Below are 15,867 nucleotides of genomic sequence, written 5' to 3'. Positions count from 1 at the left end.
GAAATAGGGGGTTAACCCGCAACGCTACGGAACGCAATGCCTACGCACTCAGAGACCCGCCAACTGCCCTATAGCGCGCAACAGATGTATGATCTTGTCGCCGATGTGGGCCGCTACCCTGAATTCCTGCCTTGGACCGCCGCCGCGCGCATCCGCAGCGACGAGGACCGCGGCGATCATCGGGTGATGGACGCCGATCTGGTCATCTCGTTCAAAGTCTTTCGGGAGCGGTTCACCAGCCGCGTCGTGCTGTGGCCCGAGGCCAAGAAGATCGACACGGAATACCTCGACGGACCCTTCAAGTATATGAAATCAAACTGGCATTTCGAGGATAATCTCGAAGGCTGTCAGGTGCATTTCTTCGTCGATTTCGAATTCCGCAACGCCATCCTGCAAAAGGTCATCGGCGTGGTTTTCAACGAGGCGATGCAACGCATCGTGCGCGCCTTTGAGAACCGCGCGAAAGAGCTTTACGGTCCCAAGGGTTAAAGCGCCGCGTAGCCTCGCAGCAAAAGGCCGAGCGCATGGTCGCGGGCGGCCAAGCGCACGGCATCACGGCCCTGCGCGCCGAACTCCACCGTTTCGGTCTGAACCCCGGCTGCCGTGGCAAGGCCGAAACAGACGCGGCCCTCGGGCTTGTGCTCTGACCCGCCGGGGCCTGCGATGCCGGTGATCGAGACGGCGATCCGCGCCTCGGACCGCGCCAAAGCGCCCGCCGCCATTTCTTCGGCGACCTGCTCAGACACCGCGCCCCATTGTGTCAGCGTCTCCTCCGACACGCCCAGCATCGCCATCTTCGCCGCATTGGTGTAGGTGACGAAACCCCGGTCCAGCAGCGCCGATGACCCCGGCAGATCGGTAAGCGCGGCGGCGAGCATGCCGCCGGTGCAGCTTTCCGCACAGGCGACCATCGCGCCGGTTTCGCGGGCCTTTTCCAACAGTTGCGCGGCAAGGCTCATTTACAGCACCCCGTGATAAAGTGCGGCCAGCGCCATGACGCCGAGCGCTGCGAAAACCCCGGCAAAGATATCGTCGAGCATCACCCCCCAAGGCCCGCCCAAACGGTCGGCCCAGCCGATGATCAGCGGTTTGGTGATGTCGAACAGCCGGAACAGCGCGAAGGCGGCGATCCAACCGGGCCACATGGCAAGGATCGGGATTTGCATCGACCAAGCGGCATAGGACAGCGGCAAAAGCGCGATCCACTGGCCGACCAATTCGTCGACCACCACCTCTCCGGGGTCATGATCCGGCCCGCCCGCCGTATAGCGTCCGGTGGCCCACCAGCCCAAGGGAATGGCCACCAAAAGCCCGATCACCAGCAGCGGAAAGCCCCCCAACACATGCAAAAGCCAGGCATAGGGCAGGGCGATGAGCGACCCCCAAGTGCCCGGCGCGGGGCGGATATGACCAACGCCCAGAAGCGTCGCGATCAGATGTGCTGCACTCATGATTTCACCAATGTTGCCGTGGCCATACAGGCGATCCCTTCGCCCCGCCCGGTAAAGCCAAGGCGCTCGCTCGTGGTGGCTTTGACCGAAACGCGGTCCAATTCGATGCCCAGCATCTCGGCGATAGAGGCGCGCATGGGCTGCACATGGGGGCCTATCTTGGGCGTCTCGCAGATCAGGGTGCAATCGACATGGGTGAGGGTGAACCCCATATCACGGGCCATCTGCGCGGCATGGCGCAGGAAGATATCACTGCGCGCGCCTTTCCACTGCGGATCGCTCGGCGGGAAATGCTGGCCGATGTCGCCGCGCGCGAGCGCGCCGTAGATAGCGTCGGTCACCGTGTGCAGCGCCACATCGGCGTCGGAATGGCCAACCAGCCCGTGGGAATGTGGGATGTCGATCCCACAGAGGGTCACATGATCTCCGGGGCCGAAAGCGTGCACGTCAAATCCATTGCCGGTGCGAATGTCCATGCGGGTCTCCAATATGCGGGCGGCACGGGCAAAATCCTCGGGCCGGGTGATTTTCAGGTTATCGGCGCTGCCTTGGGTGATGGCAACGGTCAGGCCAGCGGCGCGGGCGACTTCGACATCATCCGCCGCTTGGCCGTCATAAGACGCATGCGCCGCACGGATCGCGGCGAGGTCAAAGCCCTGCGGTGTCTGCGCGGCGAAAAGGGCGCTGCGGTCTTGGGTGCCGGTGACGCGGCCTTCGTGCCCCTGCCAAAGCGCGTCACTCACCGGCAGCCCCGGCGCAGCGGCTTCATGTTGGTTAAGCGCGTCGATCACGCCTAAGATGATCTGAGCCGAAACACAGGGCCGCGCGGCGTCATGGATCAGCACCTTCGTCGCCTGCCGGATCGCCGCAAGCCCACGTTGAACCGAGGCCGCGCGGTCCGCCCCGCCGGTGGTCACGGTGATGCCGTCCGCCGTGAATGCCGCTGCCTGATCCATGTCGTCCGCGTTCAGCACCAACACGATCTCGGTGATCTGGGGCAGGGTGCGAAAGGCGGCGATCGTGTGGTCGATCACCCGCGCCCCCGCCAGCGCCTGCCATTGCTTCGGCTGCGGACCGCCGGCGCGGCTGCCGCGCCCTGCGGCAACGATCAGAGCTGCGATACTCATTTGTGCAATCCGGAAAAGCTGGCGAACATGGCCCTGTCTAGGCAATGCGGCGGCGGGGTGCAATCTGGGGTGGCTGCCTAAAAAATGGGCAGTGCCTTGGCGCATAGCTGCTTTTCAGGGTAGTTTTATTGAGGTCACCCCGTGGCAGAGCTACACAGCAAGGGACCGCACAAGGATTAAGCATGTGACCGCCGCCCCCCTGACATTCGACCCCCCGGTATTCCTCGCCCCGATGGCCGGGATCACCGATCTGCCCTATCGCAGCCTCGTGGCGCGATTCGGGGCCGGATTGGTCGTGTCCGAGATGGTCGCCAGCCAAGAATTGCTCAGCCGCCGCCCCGGCACGCGGGAGAAAGCGGAACTGGGGCTCGATGTCATCGGCACCTCCGTCCAGCTTGCGGGGCGCGAGGCCGAACCGATGGCCGAAGCCGCCCGCATGGTCGAGGCGATGGGCGCCCGGATCATCGACATCAATATGGGCTGTCCAGCCAAGAAGGTGACGCAGGGCGCCTCCGGCTCTGCGTTGATGAAGACCCCCGATCACGCGCTGCGGCTGATTGAGGCGGTGGTCGGCGCGGTCAAGGTGCCGGTGACGCTGAAAACCAGGCTGGGCTGGGACGACAATATGCTCAACGCCGCCCCGATCGCCAAACGCGCCGAAGAGGCGGGCGTGCAGATGATTACCATCCACGGACGCACGCGGTGTCAGTTCTACAAGGGTCGCGCCGATTGGGCTGCGATCCGCGCGGTGAAAGAAACGGTGCGCGTCCCCGTCATCGCCAATGGCGATATCATTGGCAGCGATGAGGCACGCCAAGCCCTGCGGCTGTCGGGGGCGGACGGTGTCATGGTGGGCCGCGGCGCGCAGGGCCGACCGTGGCTGCTGGCGCAGATCGCCCATGATCTGCACGGACGGCCCAAACCGGTGATCCCGCAAGGGCAGGCGATGGCCGAAATGGTGGCCGAGCACTACGACGAAATGCTGCGTTTCTATGGCGTCGAACTGGGTGCCAAGGTCGCGCGCAAACATCTGGGCTGGTATATGGATTACTGCGCCACCCCTGCCGATCTGCGCCGCGCTCTGCTCACGGCGCGCGAGGTCAAAACCACTTTCGATCTCATCGCGGAGGCCATGCAATATGACGCCGCCACCGCCCAACCCCGGGCCGCAGCATGAGAAGCGAGACCCCGGAACGGCAGGTTTGGACCTCTCTGCCGGTGCCCGCCTTCATCGTCGGTGCGGATGACACGGTCGTCGATCTGAACCCCTCTGCCGAAGGCTTCCTCAATGCCTCCGCCCGCGCCACCATCGGCCAGTCGATCTGGCAGTTGATCGCGGTGGATCACCCGCTTGAGGCTGCATTCGCCCGTGCACGGCTGCAAGGCACGCCGCTTTTCGTCAATGACGTTGATGTGGGCGCGATGCAGCGCGCGCCCTTGCAATGCGGCTTGCAGATCGCCCCGCTGGTGGGCGGCGCAGGCGAGATGGTCTTGATGATCACGCCGCGCGAATTGGCCGGGCGCATCACCCAAGATCACAGCGTGAAATCCGCCGCCAAATCCGCCATCGGCATGGCCGAGATGCTGGCCCATGAGATCAAAAACCCGCTGGCCGGGATCACCGGCGCGGCGCAGCTCTTGTCGATGAACCTGTCCAAGAATGATCTGGAACTGACCGATCTGATCGTCGCCGAAAGCCGCCGCATCGTGAAACTGCTGGAGCAGGTCGAACAATTCGGCAATCTGACCGCGCCTGAGCGCAAGCCCGTGAACCTGCATGACGTGTTGGACCGCGCCCGCCGGTCGGCCTTGCTGGGCTTCGGCTCGCACATGAAAATCACCGAGGATTATGACCCCTCTCTGCCGCCCGCGCTTGGCGACAAGGACCAGCTTTTGCAGGTCTTGCTCAACCTCATTCGCAACGCGGCTGAGGCAGCGGGCGAGGCGGGGGGAACCATCCGGCTGCGCAGTTTCTATGAACACGGCTTCCAACTGCGCCGCGCCGATGGGGATGGCCAGCCGCTGCCCCTCCAGATCGAAGTGATCGACGATGGCCCCGGCCTGCCGGATCATATCCGTGCCGATGTTTTCGATCCCTTCGTCTCGGGTCGGGAGAATGGCACCGGGCTGGGCCTCGCCTTGGTGAGCAAGATCATCTCAGACCACGGAGGCTGGATTTCTGTCAGTTCCGCCCCCGGTCGAACCGCATTCCGCATTTCGCTGCCGCGCGCAGGCGCCGCTGCCCTTAAGGAGAATTGACATGGATGGCACCATCCTCGTCGCCGATGACGACCGCACAATCCGCACCGTTCTGACCCAAGCGCTGACCCGCGCGGGCTGCAAGGTGCACGCCACTTCAAGCCTGACCACCCTGATGCGATGGGTCAGCGAGGGCAAGGGCGATGCGGTGATCTCTGACGTGGTCATGCCCGATGGCAACGGATTGGAAATGCTGCCGAAAATCGCGCAGGACCGGCCCGGCTTGCCGGTGATCGTGATCTCGGCGCAGAACACGATCATGACGGCGATCAAGGCGGCAGAGGCCGAAGCCTTTGACTATCTGCCCAAACCCTTCGACCTGCCGGATCTGATGAAACGCACGGCGCGCGCCTTGGAGCAGCGCACGTCGCTCAGCCGCAAAGCTGCCGCCGATGACAGTGCCGAGATCGACGCGGAACGTGATGATCTGCCGATGATTGGCCGCACCCCGGTCATGCAAGCGCTCTACCGCACCGTGGCGCGGGTGATGAACACCGATCTGCCGGTGCTGATTTGGGGCGAGAGCGGTTCGGGCAAGTCACTGATCGCGCGGGCGATTCACGACTTCTCTGATCGGCGCAGCCTGCCGTTTGTGACCGTGACGGACGCCGATCTTGCGGATATCGAAGGCCCCTCGCGGGTGCTTGCGCGGGTCGGCGGGGGCACCCTAATGATCGACGAGATCGCGGATTTCCCGCAAGACATTCAAGCCCGTCTGGTGCGGATGATGGACGCGCCGGGCGATGACGCGCCGCGCTTCATGGCCACCAGTCAAAGCGATCTGGATGCCGCGATGCAAGAGGGCAAGCTGCGCCGCGATCTCTATTACCGTCTGTCTGGGGCAACCCTCGAAGTGCCCGCCCTGCGGGATCGGGTCGAAGACATCCCGCTTCTGGCGGACCATTTTCTGGCCCGCGCCAATCCCGGCCCTGCCTCGCCGCGCAAACTGTCGGACAAGGCCGCGCAGATCTTGCTGAAATTCCCATGGCCCGGCAATGTGCGCCAGTTGGAGCATGCGATGCGGCAACTCGCGCTGGCCAGTCAAGCGGCTGAGATTACGGCCAGCGAGGCCGAGCAACTGCTGGGGGCGCAAAGCGGTCCGGCGCCGATGCAGACCGAGGCCGATACCGAACGGCTGGGCGCCTCGGTTGAGCGGCATTTGCAACGCTACTTTGATTTGCACGGCTCCATGCTGCCGCCTCCGGGGCTCTACGCCCGGATCCTGCGAGAAGTTGAACTGCCGATGATCGAAATCGCCCTTGCCGCGACGGCAGGGAACCAAGCGAAATGTGCCGCTTTGCTGGGAATTAACCGAAATACTTTGCGCAAGAAGATCACCGACCTCGATATTGAGGTGACACGGGGCCGCAAGATGATGTAAAAGAGCCACATAACAGTGGCCATCGGGGAACTCCTCCGTTCAGGACCACATAATATGGCGGTTGATGCAGCGATGCATCACAACATCGGTGAGGTATGCGGGTGGCAACCCGGTCACGCAGGTTCAAGCTCGAGCGGTTGGGGCGTCTCAGGCGGGTCAAGCGGCTGCGCAATTGGTCCACCTTCGGGCTGGTGGTGCTGGGGCCGGTCTTGGCGCTGGCGACCTATCTGGCGCTCGGGCCGCTAGGGCAGGGTGCGGATACGCTCAACCTGCGGCTCATTCTCTTGTCCGACCTCGTCTATGTGCTGCTGGTAGCGGCGCTGGTGCTGATCCAAGTCGGGCGGCTGATCTCGGCGCGGCGCGCCAAATCGGCGGGGTCGCGGTTGCACCTGCGGTTGACGGGGGTCTTTGCGCTGATGGCGCTGATCCCGACGGTTACCGTGGCGATTTTTGCGGGGCTTACGGTGAATGTCGGGCTTGAAGGCTGGTTTTCCGACCGGGTCAGCGGCGTGGTCGGCTCGTCTTTAGCAGCGGCAGAGGCTTACGAGGCCGAGCAGCGCGAGGCGCTTATCTTGGACGCGCAGACCCTTGCCCGCAGCATCGACAGCGCCCGCGCACAAGGCATTAACCTGAGCGACAGTGAGCTTTTGGGCGAGGGCCAGCGCCAAATCCAACGGGGCCTGCGCGAAGCCTTTCTGATCGACAGCACCGCGCAAATCCGGGCACGGGGAGATCGGTCCTATCTCTTTGATTTTGAGGCCCCCACCGAGGCGCAGCTGGAAACCGCCAGCGAAGAGGGGCTTTTGGTCGTCGAGGACTGGCCCAACAATGAATTTCGCGCGCTGGTGCCGATGGACGCCTATGTCGATCGTTTTCTCTATGTCTCCCGTGCGGTGGATGGTGAAATTCTCGCCCTGCTGGATGAAACCAAGGAAACGGTGCGCCTCTACCAACAGCTTGAATCCGAGCGCGGGCGGCTGTTGTTCGAATTCGCCCTTGTTTATCTGGGCTTTGCGGTGATCCTCATTCTGGCCGCCGTTTGGCTGGGCCTGTGGTTTGCCGAGCGGCTTTCCGGCCCGGTCGGGCGGCTCACGGGGGCTGCGCAGCAGGTGGGCGCGGGTGATTTGAACGTGCAGGTCCGCGAGGAAGAGGGCGATGACGAGATCGCCATGCTGGGCCGTTACTTCAACCAGATGACCCGGCAGTTGAAGGGCCAGCGGGAGACGCTGTTGGAGAATACCGACCAGATCGAACGCCGCCGCCGCCTTTTCGATTCCGTGCTAAGCTCGGTGACCTCGGGCGTGGTGGGGCTCGACCCCGAGGGGCGCGTGACCTTCGTCAACCGCTCGGCCATGCGGCTGCTGGATTGGTCCGAAGATCAGCAAAGCCTGCCGCTGACCCTTGCTGTTCCGGAGTTTGGCCCGCTGTTCGAGACGGTAAAGGCCGCCTCGGATGAGGTGGCGCAGGCCGAGGTTAAGGTCTCGCGCCAAGGGGCGATGGAGAACCTCTTGGTCCGCATGGCGACCCGCCGGTCCAAGGATGGCGATCTTGAGGGCTATGTGGTGGCCTTTGACGATGTGACCGATCTGGTCTCGGCACAGCGCATGGCCGCATGGGGTGACGTCGCACGCCGCATCGCGCATGAGATCAAGAACCCGCTGACGCCCATCCAGTTGAGTGCCGAGCGCATCCGCCGCAAGTTCGGCCCCAAGATGGCCGAGGGGGATGACGACGCGTTGGAGCAGATGACCGGCGTGATTATTCGCCAGACGGGCGACCTGCGGCGCATCGTCGACGAATTCTCGAAATTCGCGCGGATGCCCGAGCCGGAAACCAGCCGTCAGGACATCCGGCAGTTGCTGCGCGACGCGGTGATGCTTCAGCAGAGCAGACAGGAAGACGTGGCGATCAAACTCGACCTGCCCGCAGAGCCGGTGATGGCCAATATCGACGGCACGATGATTTCGCAGGCGCTGACCAATCTGATCAAGAACGCAGGCGAAGCCATTGAAAGCCTGAAGAAACAGGGTGCGCCCGAGGGGCACGAGCCGCAGATCCGCGTGACGCTCACGCCCGAGAACCGGCTTTTGCGGCTGACCATTGCCGACAATGGCATCGGCCTGCCCGAAGACCGCGCCCGGCTGTTCGAGCCCTATGTGACCACGCGCAGCGAAGGCACGGGGCTTGGCCTGCCGATCGTCAAAAAGATTATCGAGGAACACGGCGGCAGCCTGACGCTCGAAACCGCGCCCGCATTCGACGGGCAAGACCATCACGGTGCCATGGCAGTCATTTCGCTGCCCTTGGCCATCGACGCAACGACAGACCAAGGGGATAAGGCAGATGAGTGACATTCTGATTGTAGACGACGAACGCGACATCCGTGAGTTGATCTCGGATATCCTTGAGGATGAGGGCTTTGCCACGCGATTGGCCAGCAATTCGGATGAGACGATGGCCGAGATCAACACCGAGGCACCGGCGCTGATCATCCTCGATATCTGGCTGAAAGACAGCCGCATGGACGGGATCGACATCCTCAAGACGGTCAAACGCGACAACCCGGATGTGCCGGTGGTGATCATTTCGGGCCATGGCAATATCGAGATTGCCGTGGCAGCGATCAAACAGGGCGCTTACGATTTCATCGAAAAGCCGTTTAACATCGACCAGTTGCTGGTGGTGATCCGCCGCGCGATGGAAACCTCGCGCCTGCGCCGGGAGAACCAGAACCTCAAGCGCCGCGATGTGGCGACCTCCGAGATGATCGGCACCTCCGCGCCCTATCGTGCACTGTTGAGCCAACTCGACAAGGTGACCAAATCCAATGGCCGCGTGATGCTGACCGGCCCCGCTGGATCGGGCAAGGAAGTGGCTGCGCGCTATATTCACGCCCATTCCGTCCGCGCCTCCGCACCCTTCGTCACCGTCAACTGCGCCGGGGTTGCGCCCGACCGGATGGAAGAGGTGCTCTTTGGCCGCGAGACGCCGGACCGCGGGGTTGAGCCGGGGCTGTTGGAGCAGGCCCATGGCGGGGTGATCTACTTTGATGAGGTCGCCGACATGCCGCTTGGCACCCAGTCCAAAATCCTGCGCGTGCTGGTCGATCAACAATTCACCCGCGTTGGCGGGACGGATAAGGTCCGGGTCGATCTGCGGGTGATCTCTTCGACGAACCGCGATCTGGATCAGGCGATCAAGGCAGATACTTTCCGGCAGGAACTCTATCACCGTCTAAACGTCGTGCCGATCGCCGTGCCCTCGCTTGAAGAACGTCGCGAGGATATCCCGCTGCTGGCCGAACATTTCATCGCCGAATTCAACGCCTCCCAAGGGCTGCCGCAGCGTGCGTTGACCGAAGACGCCGTGGCGCTGATGCAGACGATGGTCTGGCCCGGCAACGTGCGCCAGCTGAAGAACCTTGTCGAACGGGTGCTGATCCTTGGCGAGGGCACCGGCCCGATCGAAGCGCGGGAACTGCCGGGCGAAGAAGAGAATGGCAGCGATGAGGGGCGTGTGGTGCTTTCAGGCGCCTTGGCGACGCTGCCGCTGCGCGAAGCGCGCGAGGCGTTTGAGCGGGAATATCTGCTGACCCAGATCAACCGTTTCGGCGGCAACATCAGCCGCACCGCGAATTTCGTGGGGATGGAGCGCAGCGCCCTGCACCGCAAGCTGAAATCGCTCGGCGTCGTGACCTCGGCCAAAGCGGGCGTGCGCGTGGCCCATGTTGACGAGGAAGTCGAAGCGGCGGGTTAAACCCCGCCGGTTGCGCGCGGGGGGCTGCCCCGCGCGCGCTTGCGTTACCCTTGGGTGACGATCTGGAATGACCCATCGCTGTTGCGGATCACGCAGGACTTGGGGTTGAGCGCGGGCAGCGTGGTCGTCGCGCGCGTCGGTGCGGCGCGGGCGACGTTGCCGGGGCAGGCGGGGATCGACACGGGCGCGAAACCTTTGTCGGCCATACATTGCGCCTCGACCCGGTTGCGCAGGTCTTCGTTCGGGTCAAATGTCACCAATTCCCCCGGCACGTAAAAACCGCCCCGCGTGGTGCAATTGTTATCGGCATCGCAGTGGCGCCGCGCGGGCACATAGCGTGGCGGTTCGCGGCGTATTTGCGTCGAGATCGGCACGTCGCGCAGGGCCTGAACCTCGCAAGCGGTGGTGGCGCGATTGACCTGCGCGACACTCGCGCCCGGTTTGTAATAGGTGTTGAGCGGCGCACAGGCCGCCGCCGCCAAGCCGACAAAGGTCAAGGCAAAAGCGGCGCGGGAGGGGCGGGGAGATATCGGTTTCATGGCCCCATCATGCCGCCGTTGCGGGGCAAAGACAATTGATTTGACCCTTGCCAACCCATCTGTCATGCCCTCTAACCGACCCAAGACAACCCTCACACGATCTTTGCTCAGGGTAAGGAAGCCTTCATGAAAATCATCATTTGCGGCGCAGGGCAGGTGGGGTGGCAGATTGCCCGTCACCTCAGCGGAGAGCGCAACGATGTGACCGTGGTCGACAGCAATGCCGAATTGATCCGCCGGGCCACCGATACGCTGGATGTGCAGGGCATCGCCGGCTTCGCCAGCTACCCCGATGTGCTGGACCGTGCAGGCGCGCGCGACGCCGAGATGATCATCGCGGCGACCCATTCCGATGAGGTCAATATGGTGACCTGTCAGGTCGCGCATTCGGTCTTTGGCATCAACCGCAAGATCGCGCGGCTGCGCAGCCAGTCCTATCTCGACGCGATTTACTCTGATCTCTACCGCCGCGATCACATGCCGATCGACGTGGTGATTTCCCCCGAGAAGGAGGTCGCGACCGCCGCGCTTCAACGGCTCAGCGCGCCCGCCGCTTTCGACACCGAGATTTTCATGGAGGGGCAGGCGCAGCTTCTGGGCATTTCGATCGACAGCGATTGCCCGGTGGTGAACACGCCGCTGCGGCAGCTGACCGATCTCTTCTCGACCCTGCGCGCCGTGGTCGTGGGCGTGCGCCGCGATGGCACGCTTTTCGCGCCCGAGGCGAAGGACCAGCTTTTCGTCGGCGATGATTGCTATGTCTTCTCGCATCACGACGACATCGCCCGCACGATGGAGATTTTCGGCAAGCAAACCACCAAGCAAGAGCGTGTCGTGCTCGTGGGCGGGGGCAATGTCGGCCTGACCGTGGCGCAGCATCTGGAAAGCGGGCCATTGCGCGTGCGCACCAAGATGATCGAGAAGAACCGCAAATGCGCCGAACGCGCCGCCGAAGGGTTGGAACGGACCATCGTGCTCAATGGCGACGGGCTGGACGCCGCGCTGCTGGCCGAGGCGGGCATCAGCCGCGCCGATGCGATGCTGGCGGTGACCGACGACGACAAGACCAACATGCTGTCTTGCGTCCGGGCCAAGGCCGAGGGCTGCCCCTATGTCATCGCGCTGATCAACGACCCGACGCTGGTGCCGCTGATGACCCACCTTGGCATCGACGCCTATATCAACCCGCGCGCCACGACCGTGAGCTCGATCCTGCGTCACATCCGCCATGGCCGGGTGCGGGCGGTCTATTCCATCGGCGACGCCGAGGCTGAGGTGATTGAGGCCGAAGTGCTGTCAACCTCGCCCCTTGCGGGCAAGAAAGTCTCGGAAATCGACTTCCCCGAAGGGGTTTTGATCGGCATGCTGCGCAAAGAAGGCAAGGTCATTCGCCCCTTGGGCAGCACGCGGATCGACGAAGGCGATGTGGTCGCCCTCTTTGCTCTGGCCGAGGATGTGCCGCGGGTCGAACAGCTTTTGCAGGTCTCGATCGACTTTTTCTAAGCGCAGGAGCGCCTTTGTGACGCAACCGACCCGCATAGGCCCGACCGGCATCCGCCGGGAGATCGTGCAGCTGCCGCTGTTCTTGCAGCTGTTCGGCGTCTCCGCCCTGTCGATGATCCTGCCGTCGATCCACGGGTTGGTGATGAACGATCATCTGGCCAGCCGCGCCTTTCTCTATGCCGGGCTTCTAGGGCTTGTGGCCTTTACGCTCATCGCCATCGCCCATGCCGGGCGCAAACCTTTGGACGGGGCGCTCGGGCCGCTTTTGTCGCTGCTCTCGGCCTTTGTGTTGTTGCCGGTCTTTTTTGCGGTGCCTTTTCTTGAGGCGCTGCCGACGACGCGTTTCGTGAATGTCTATTTCGAGATGGTCAGCGCCCTGACCACCACCGGGGCCACCATGTTCAACCCCGAACGGCTGAGCGACACGCTGCATCTGTGGCGCGCGCAGGTTGGCTGGATGGGCGGGCTGCTGATGTGGGTCACGGCTTCGGCCATCCTTGCCCCGCTGCATTTGGGGGGCTTTGAGGTTACGGCGCAGGCCGAACCGGGGCGGCCCGACGACCGGATCAACACGCGGATGGGCCGGATCACCCCGCGCCAACGGCTGCTGCGCACCACCCAAGCGCTGCTGCCGATCTACTTCGGGCTGACACTTCTGCTGTGGCTCTTGCTCGTCATCGGGGGAGAGACGGCCTTGGTGGCGCTTTGCCATGCCATGTCGGTCATGGCAACTTCGGGCATTTCGCCCATCGGCGGCGTGGCCGAGGCGCAGGTCGGCGTCACCGGCGAGGCGGTGATGATGCTCTTCATGCTTTTCGCCCTGTCGCGGCTGACCTTTTCCAAGGATACCGTCACGGCGACCCAAGGCGGGCTGATGACCGACCCTGAGTTTCGCATCGGTCTTTTGGTGGTGATCGGCGTGCCGCTGCTGTTGTTCGCGCGCCATTGGATCGGCGCTTTTGAGGTAGAGGTCGAGGTTGACGGCACCCGCGCCTTGCACGCGCTTTGGGGCGGGCTGTTCACGGTGCTGTCCTTCCTGTCGACCACCGGTTTCGTCTCTGAGCATTGGGCCGATGCGCAGAATTGGTCGGGGCTGCGCACGCCGGGGCTGGTGCTCATGGGGCTTGCGCTGATCGGCGGCGGGGTGGCCACCACGGCGGGCGGGGTGAAACTGCTGCGGGTTTTTGCGCTTTACCAAAACGGCGTGCGCGAGATGGACCGGCTGGTCTATCCCAACTCCGTCAGCGGGGCGGGGGCGGCCGGGCGGCGTTTGCAAAGCAACGGGGCTTTCATCGCTTGGATTTTCTTCATGCTCTTCGCCATGTCACTGGCCGGGGTGACCCTGCTGCTGACCCTGACCGGCGCCTCCTTCGATGCGGCGGTGGTCATGTCGGTGGCTACGCTCTCCACCACGGGGCCGCTGATCGAACATGCCGCCGACAAGCCCATTCAACTGATCGAGCTGGGATTGGCGGCCAAAGTCATCCTCAGCGGCGCGATGGTGCTGGGGCGGCTGGAAACCTTGGCGATTATTGCGCTGATGACCCCGAATTTGTGGCGCGCTTGACACGTTTAGCGCTAGAACCGTCCTAGTCCTCTGATATTGGGGCTGGAAACTCACGCTTTCGCACTCCATACTTGAGGCAATGGGGGGGTCCGGTACGCGGACGCCAGCAAGAACAAAAGGCGAGACTACGATGGCGTCAGACAGACAGAACCTTCAGGATGCGTTCCTTAACCACGTTCGCAAGACCAAAGTACCGGTGACAATTTTCCTGATCAATGGCGTCAAATTGCAGGGTGTGATCACCTGGTTTGACAACTTCTGCGTTCTGCTGCGCCGCGACGGTCAATCGCAACTTGTGTACAAACATGCGATTTCGACCATCATGCCAAGCCAGCCGATCAGCCTTTATGAGGGCGAAGACGCTTCTTGAGCCGTCCAGCATTTCAGATCGACAACAGCGACGGGCCACGCGTAACGCGCGCTTGGGTGCTGCATCCTGATATCAAGTCCGACAACGACCGGCGCGCGCCTGAGCCCGCGCTGGCCGAAGCCGTGGCATTGGCCGAGGCGCTGCCAGAGTTGCAGGTCGTCGGCTCCGAAGTCGTGCCTCTGCGCACGGTGCATGCGGGTATGCTGTTCGGTAAGGGCAAGATCGAAGAGCTTGAGCAGCGCATGAAGGGGGCAGAGGTCGACCTCGTGCTGGTCGATGGCCCCGTGACCCCGGTGCAGCAGCGCAATCTAGAGAAGGCTTGGGGCGTCAAATTGCTCGACCGGACCGGGCTGATTCTCGAAATCTTCAGCGACCGTGCGGCGACTCGCGAGGGGGTGCTTCAGGTTGAGATGGCCGCGCTGAACTATCAGCGCACGCGGCTTGTCCGGGCATGGACCCACCTTGAGCGGCAGCGGGGCGGTTTGGGTTTTGTCGGCGGTCCGGGTGAGACCCAGATCGAGGCCGACCGCCGTGCCATTGACGACCAATTGGTGCGTTTGCGCCGCCAGTTGGAAAAGGTCGTGAAAACCCGCGCCCTGCACCGCGCCGCGCGGGCCAAGGTGCCGTTCCCGATCGTGGCCCTAGTGGGCTATACCAACGCCGGGAAATCCACGCTTTTCAACCGCTTGACCGGGGCCGAGGTTATGGCCAAAGACATGCTCTTTGCCACGCTCGACCCGACCATGCGCAGCCTCTTGCTGCCCGACGGGCCTGAGATCATCCTCAGCGACACGGTGGGGTTCATCAGCGATCTGCCCACGGAACTCGTCGCCGCCTTCCGCGCCACGCTGGAAGAGGTTTTGGCCGCCGATATCATTTGCCATGTGCGCGACGTCTCTCACGCCGAGACCGAGGAGCAGGCGCAGAACGTGCGCGATATTCTCGCCTCTCTCGGCGTCCCGAAAGAGACCCGCAGTTTCGAGGTATGGAACAAGCTCGACCTGCTGCCCGAAGACCGGGCCGAGGCCATGCGCGCCCGTGCCGCGCGCAACGATGATGTGCTGGCGATCTCGGCCATAACCGGCGAGGGGCTGGAGACGCTGCAAGAAACCATCGCCGAGGCGCTGCAAGGTGCAGTGCGCGAGGCTGTGCTGACCCTCGGTTTCGCCGACGGCAAGAAACGCGCTTGGCTGTTCGCGCAGGACGTGGTCGAGGGCGAGCGCCAGACCGACGACGGGTTCGAGATCACCGTGCGCTGGTCCGCGCGGCAAGAGGCGGAATTCCAGCAACTTTAACGGGTTGAGCGCAGGTGCTGCAGGGCCGGGTGGACCAGTGAAGATGCAGATTCGAAAACTCCACGCCAGTGATGCCGCGGGGTTTCATGCGCTCAGGCTCGAAGGACTACGCGCATGCCCCGAAGCCTTTGGCGCGTCCTTTGAGGAGGAATCCCGCCTGTCAGTTGCCGATGTGGCAAAGCGGCTGGCGGCAGGTTGCGTTTTCGGAGGATTCAGTGATGCCGGCCGTCTTGAGGGCGTCGTTGGTCTTGCGCAGTCTCAGACATCGAAGACCCGGCATATCGCGACAATCTGGGGTATGTATGTTCGACCTGAAGCGCGCGGAGGCGGGCTGGCGGGGGCATTGATGGAGGCGGCTATGGGGCAGGCTGATGGCGCCTGCACCTCGATCCGCCTATCTGTCGTTTCCACGAACCAAGCCGCGCTGCGTCTCTACAAGCGGATGGGGTTCACCCCGTGGGCCGTAGATAGAGAAGCGTTTTTGGTGGATGGCGTTTACTATGACGAGGTTTTGATGCGGCGGTCGCGCCCCTAGGCATCGGCGGAGGCTGCGGCGCCTGTGCGATATTCGCCGCTAATCGCTCGAATTCCGCGCCCCGCGCCGCATATGGTCCTATGA

The 15,867-nt window shown here is 63.3% G+C and carries 15 protein-coding genes; 11 read left to right on the top strand and 4 right to left on the bottom strand.

The window, feature by feature from the left end; genetic code table 11:
• Positions 1-36: 36 nt before the first annotated feature.
• Positions 37-489: a type II toxin-antitoxin system RatA family toxin gene (locus tag ACGYLD_RS03605; RefSeq protein WP_168613460.1), complete on the top strand. Its 453-nt coding sequence runs from the start codon at positions 37-39 to the stop codon at positions 487-489.
• Here ACGYLD_RS03605 and ACGYLD_RS03600 read toward each other — a convergent pair.
• From ACGYLD_RS03600 to ACGYLD_RS03590, 3 genes are read right to left on the bottom strand one after another with little or no spacing between them, the layout of a single operon-like run.
• Positions 486-959, bottom strand: coding sequence for a CinA family protein (locus ACGYLD_RS03600; protein ID WP_271693648.1), 474 nt, complete (start codon positions 957-959; stop codon positions 486-488). The genes ACGYLD_RS03605 and ACGYLD_RS03600 overlap by 4 nt on opposite strands.
• Complete coding sequence (locus tag ACGYLD_RS03595) at positions 960-1,451, bottom strand: phosphatidylglycerophosphatase A (protein ID WP_271693649.1); 492 nt, start codon at positions 1,449-1,451, stop codon at positions 960-962.
• On the bottom strand, positions 1,448-2,578 hold the full coding sequence (locus ACGYLD_RS03590) for a bifunctional 2-C-methyl-D-erythritol 4-phosphate cytidylyltransferase/2-C-methyl-D-erythritol 2,4-cyclodiphosphate synthase (RefSeq protein ID WP_271693650.1): 1,131 nt from the start codon (positions 2,576-2,578) through the stop codon (positions 1,448-1,450). Before ACGYLD_RS03590 ends, ACGYLD_RS03595 begins: the two co-directional genes overlap by 4 nt.
• 184 nt (positions 2,579-2,762) lie before the next feature.
• Between ACGYLD_RS03590 and dusB the strand changes: the two genes are divergently transcribed.
• The 5 genes from dusB (at position 2,763) to ACGYLD_RS03565 (ending at position 9,974) form a co-directional block, all read left to right on the top strand.
• Positions 2,763-3,755: a tRNA dihydrouridine synthase DusB gene (dusB, locus tag ACGYLD_RS03585; protein WP_271693651.1), complete on the top strand. Its 993-nt coding sequence runs from the start codon at positions 2,763-2,765 to the stop codon at positions 3,753-3,755.
• A complete protein-coding gene (locus tag ACGYLD_RS03580) occupies positions 3,752-4,837 on the top strand; it encodes a nitrogen regulation protein NR(II) (RefSeq protein ID WP_394401218.1) in 1,086 nt (361 codons plus the stop codon). Before dusB ends, ACGYLD_RS03580 begins: the two co-directional genes overlap by 4 nt.
• 1 nt (position 4,838) lies before the next feature.
• Positions 4,839-6,218, top strand: a complete 1,380-nt coding sequence (locus ACGYLD_RS03575; RefSeq protein WP_394401215.1) for a response regulator — start codon at positions 4,839-4,841, stop codon at positions 6,216-6,218.
• 95 nt (positions 6,219-6,313) lie between these two features.
• Positions 6,314-8,569, top strand: coding sequence for an ATP-binding protein (locus ACGYLD_RS03570; RefSeq protein ID WP_394401212.1), 2,256 nt, complete (start codon positions 6,314-6,316; stop codon positions 8,567-8,569).
• Entirely contained in the window at positions 8,562-9,974 is a 1,413-nt protein-coding gene (locus tag ACGYLD_RS03565) for a sigma-54 dependent transcriptional regulator (protein WP_271693655.1), read from the top strand. The genes ACGYLD_RS03570 and ACGYLD_RS03565 overlap by 8 nt, the downstream gene beginning before the upstream one ends.
• Positions 9,975-10,018: 44 nt before the next feature.
• Here the strand turns inward: ACGYLD_RS03565 and ACGYLD_RS03560 are convergent, their stop codons facing one another.
• Positions 10,019-10,513: a hypothetical protein gene (locus ACGYLD_RS03560; RefSeq protein WP_276154011.1), complete on the bottom strand. Its 495-nt coding sequence runs from the start codon at positions 10,511-10,513 to the stop codon at positions 10,019-10,021.
• Positions 10,514-10,639: 126 nt separating this feature from the next.
• Between ACGYLD_RS03560 and trkA the strand changes: the two genes are divergently transcribed.
• The 5 genes from trkA to ACGYLD_RS03535 all read left to right on the top strand — a co-directional run bounded on the left by trkA (position 10,640) and on the right by ACGYLD_RS03535 (position 15,783).
• On the top strand, positions 10,640-12,016 hold the full coding sequence (gene trkA, locus ACGYLD_RS03555; RefSeq protein WP_067264064.1) for a Trk system potassium transporter TrkA: 1,377 nt from the start codon (positions 10,640-10,642) through the stop codon (positions 12,014-12,016).
• 16 nt (positions 12,017-12,032) lie between these two features.
• Positions 12,033-13,583, top strand: coding sequence for a TrkH family potassium uptake protein (locus tag ACGYLD_RS03550; RefSeq protein WP_394401208.1), 1,551 nt, complete (start codon positions 12,033-12,035; stop codon positions 13,581-13,583).
• Positions 13,584-13,713: 130 nt separating this feature from the next.
• The gene (gene hfq, locus ACGYLD_RS03545; RefSeq protein WP_007119530.1) at positions 13,714-13,953 is read left to right on the top strand and encodes an RNA chaperone Hfq; all 240 of its coding nucleotides are present in this window, start codon (positions 13,714-13,716) and stop codon (positions 13,951-13,953) included.
• Positions 13,950-15,248, top strand: a complete 1,299-nt coding sequence (gene hflX, locus ACGYLD_RS03540) for a GTPase HflX (protein WP_394401205.1) — start codon at positions 13,950-13,952, stop codon at positions 15,246-15,248. The genes hfq and hflX overlap by 4 nt, the downstream gene beginning before the upstream one ends.
• A 43-nt stretch (positions 15,249-15,291) precedes the next feature.
• Positions 15,292-15,783 (top strand): GNAT family N-acetyltransferase, encoded by a 492-nt coding sequence (locus ACGYLD_RS03535; RefSeq protein ID WP_394401331.1) that lies wholly within the window; start codon positions 15,292-15,294, stop codon positions 15,781-15,783.
• Positions 15,784-15,867 lie beyond the last annotated feature (84 nt).

The organism is Sulfitobacter sp. 1A12056 (assembly GCF_043558125.1).
Lineage (GTDB): Bacteria > Pseudomonadota > Alphaproteobacteria > Rhodobacterales > Rhodobacteraceae > Sulfitobacter > Sulfitobacter faviae.
This window is presented reverse-complemented; position numbering and strand designations above follow the sequence as displayed.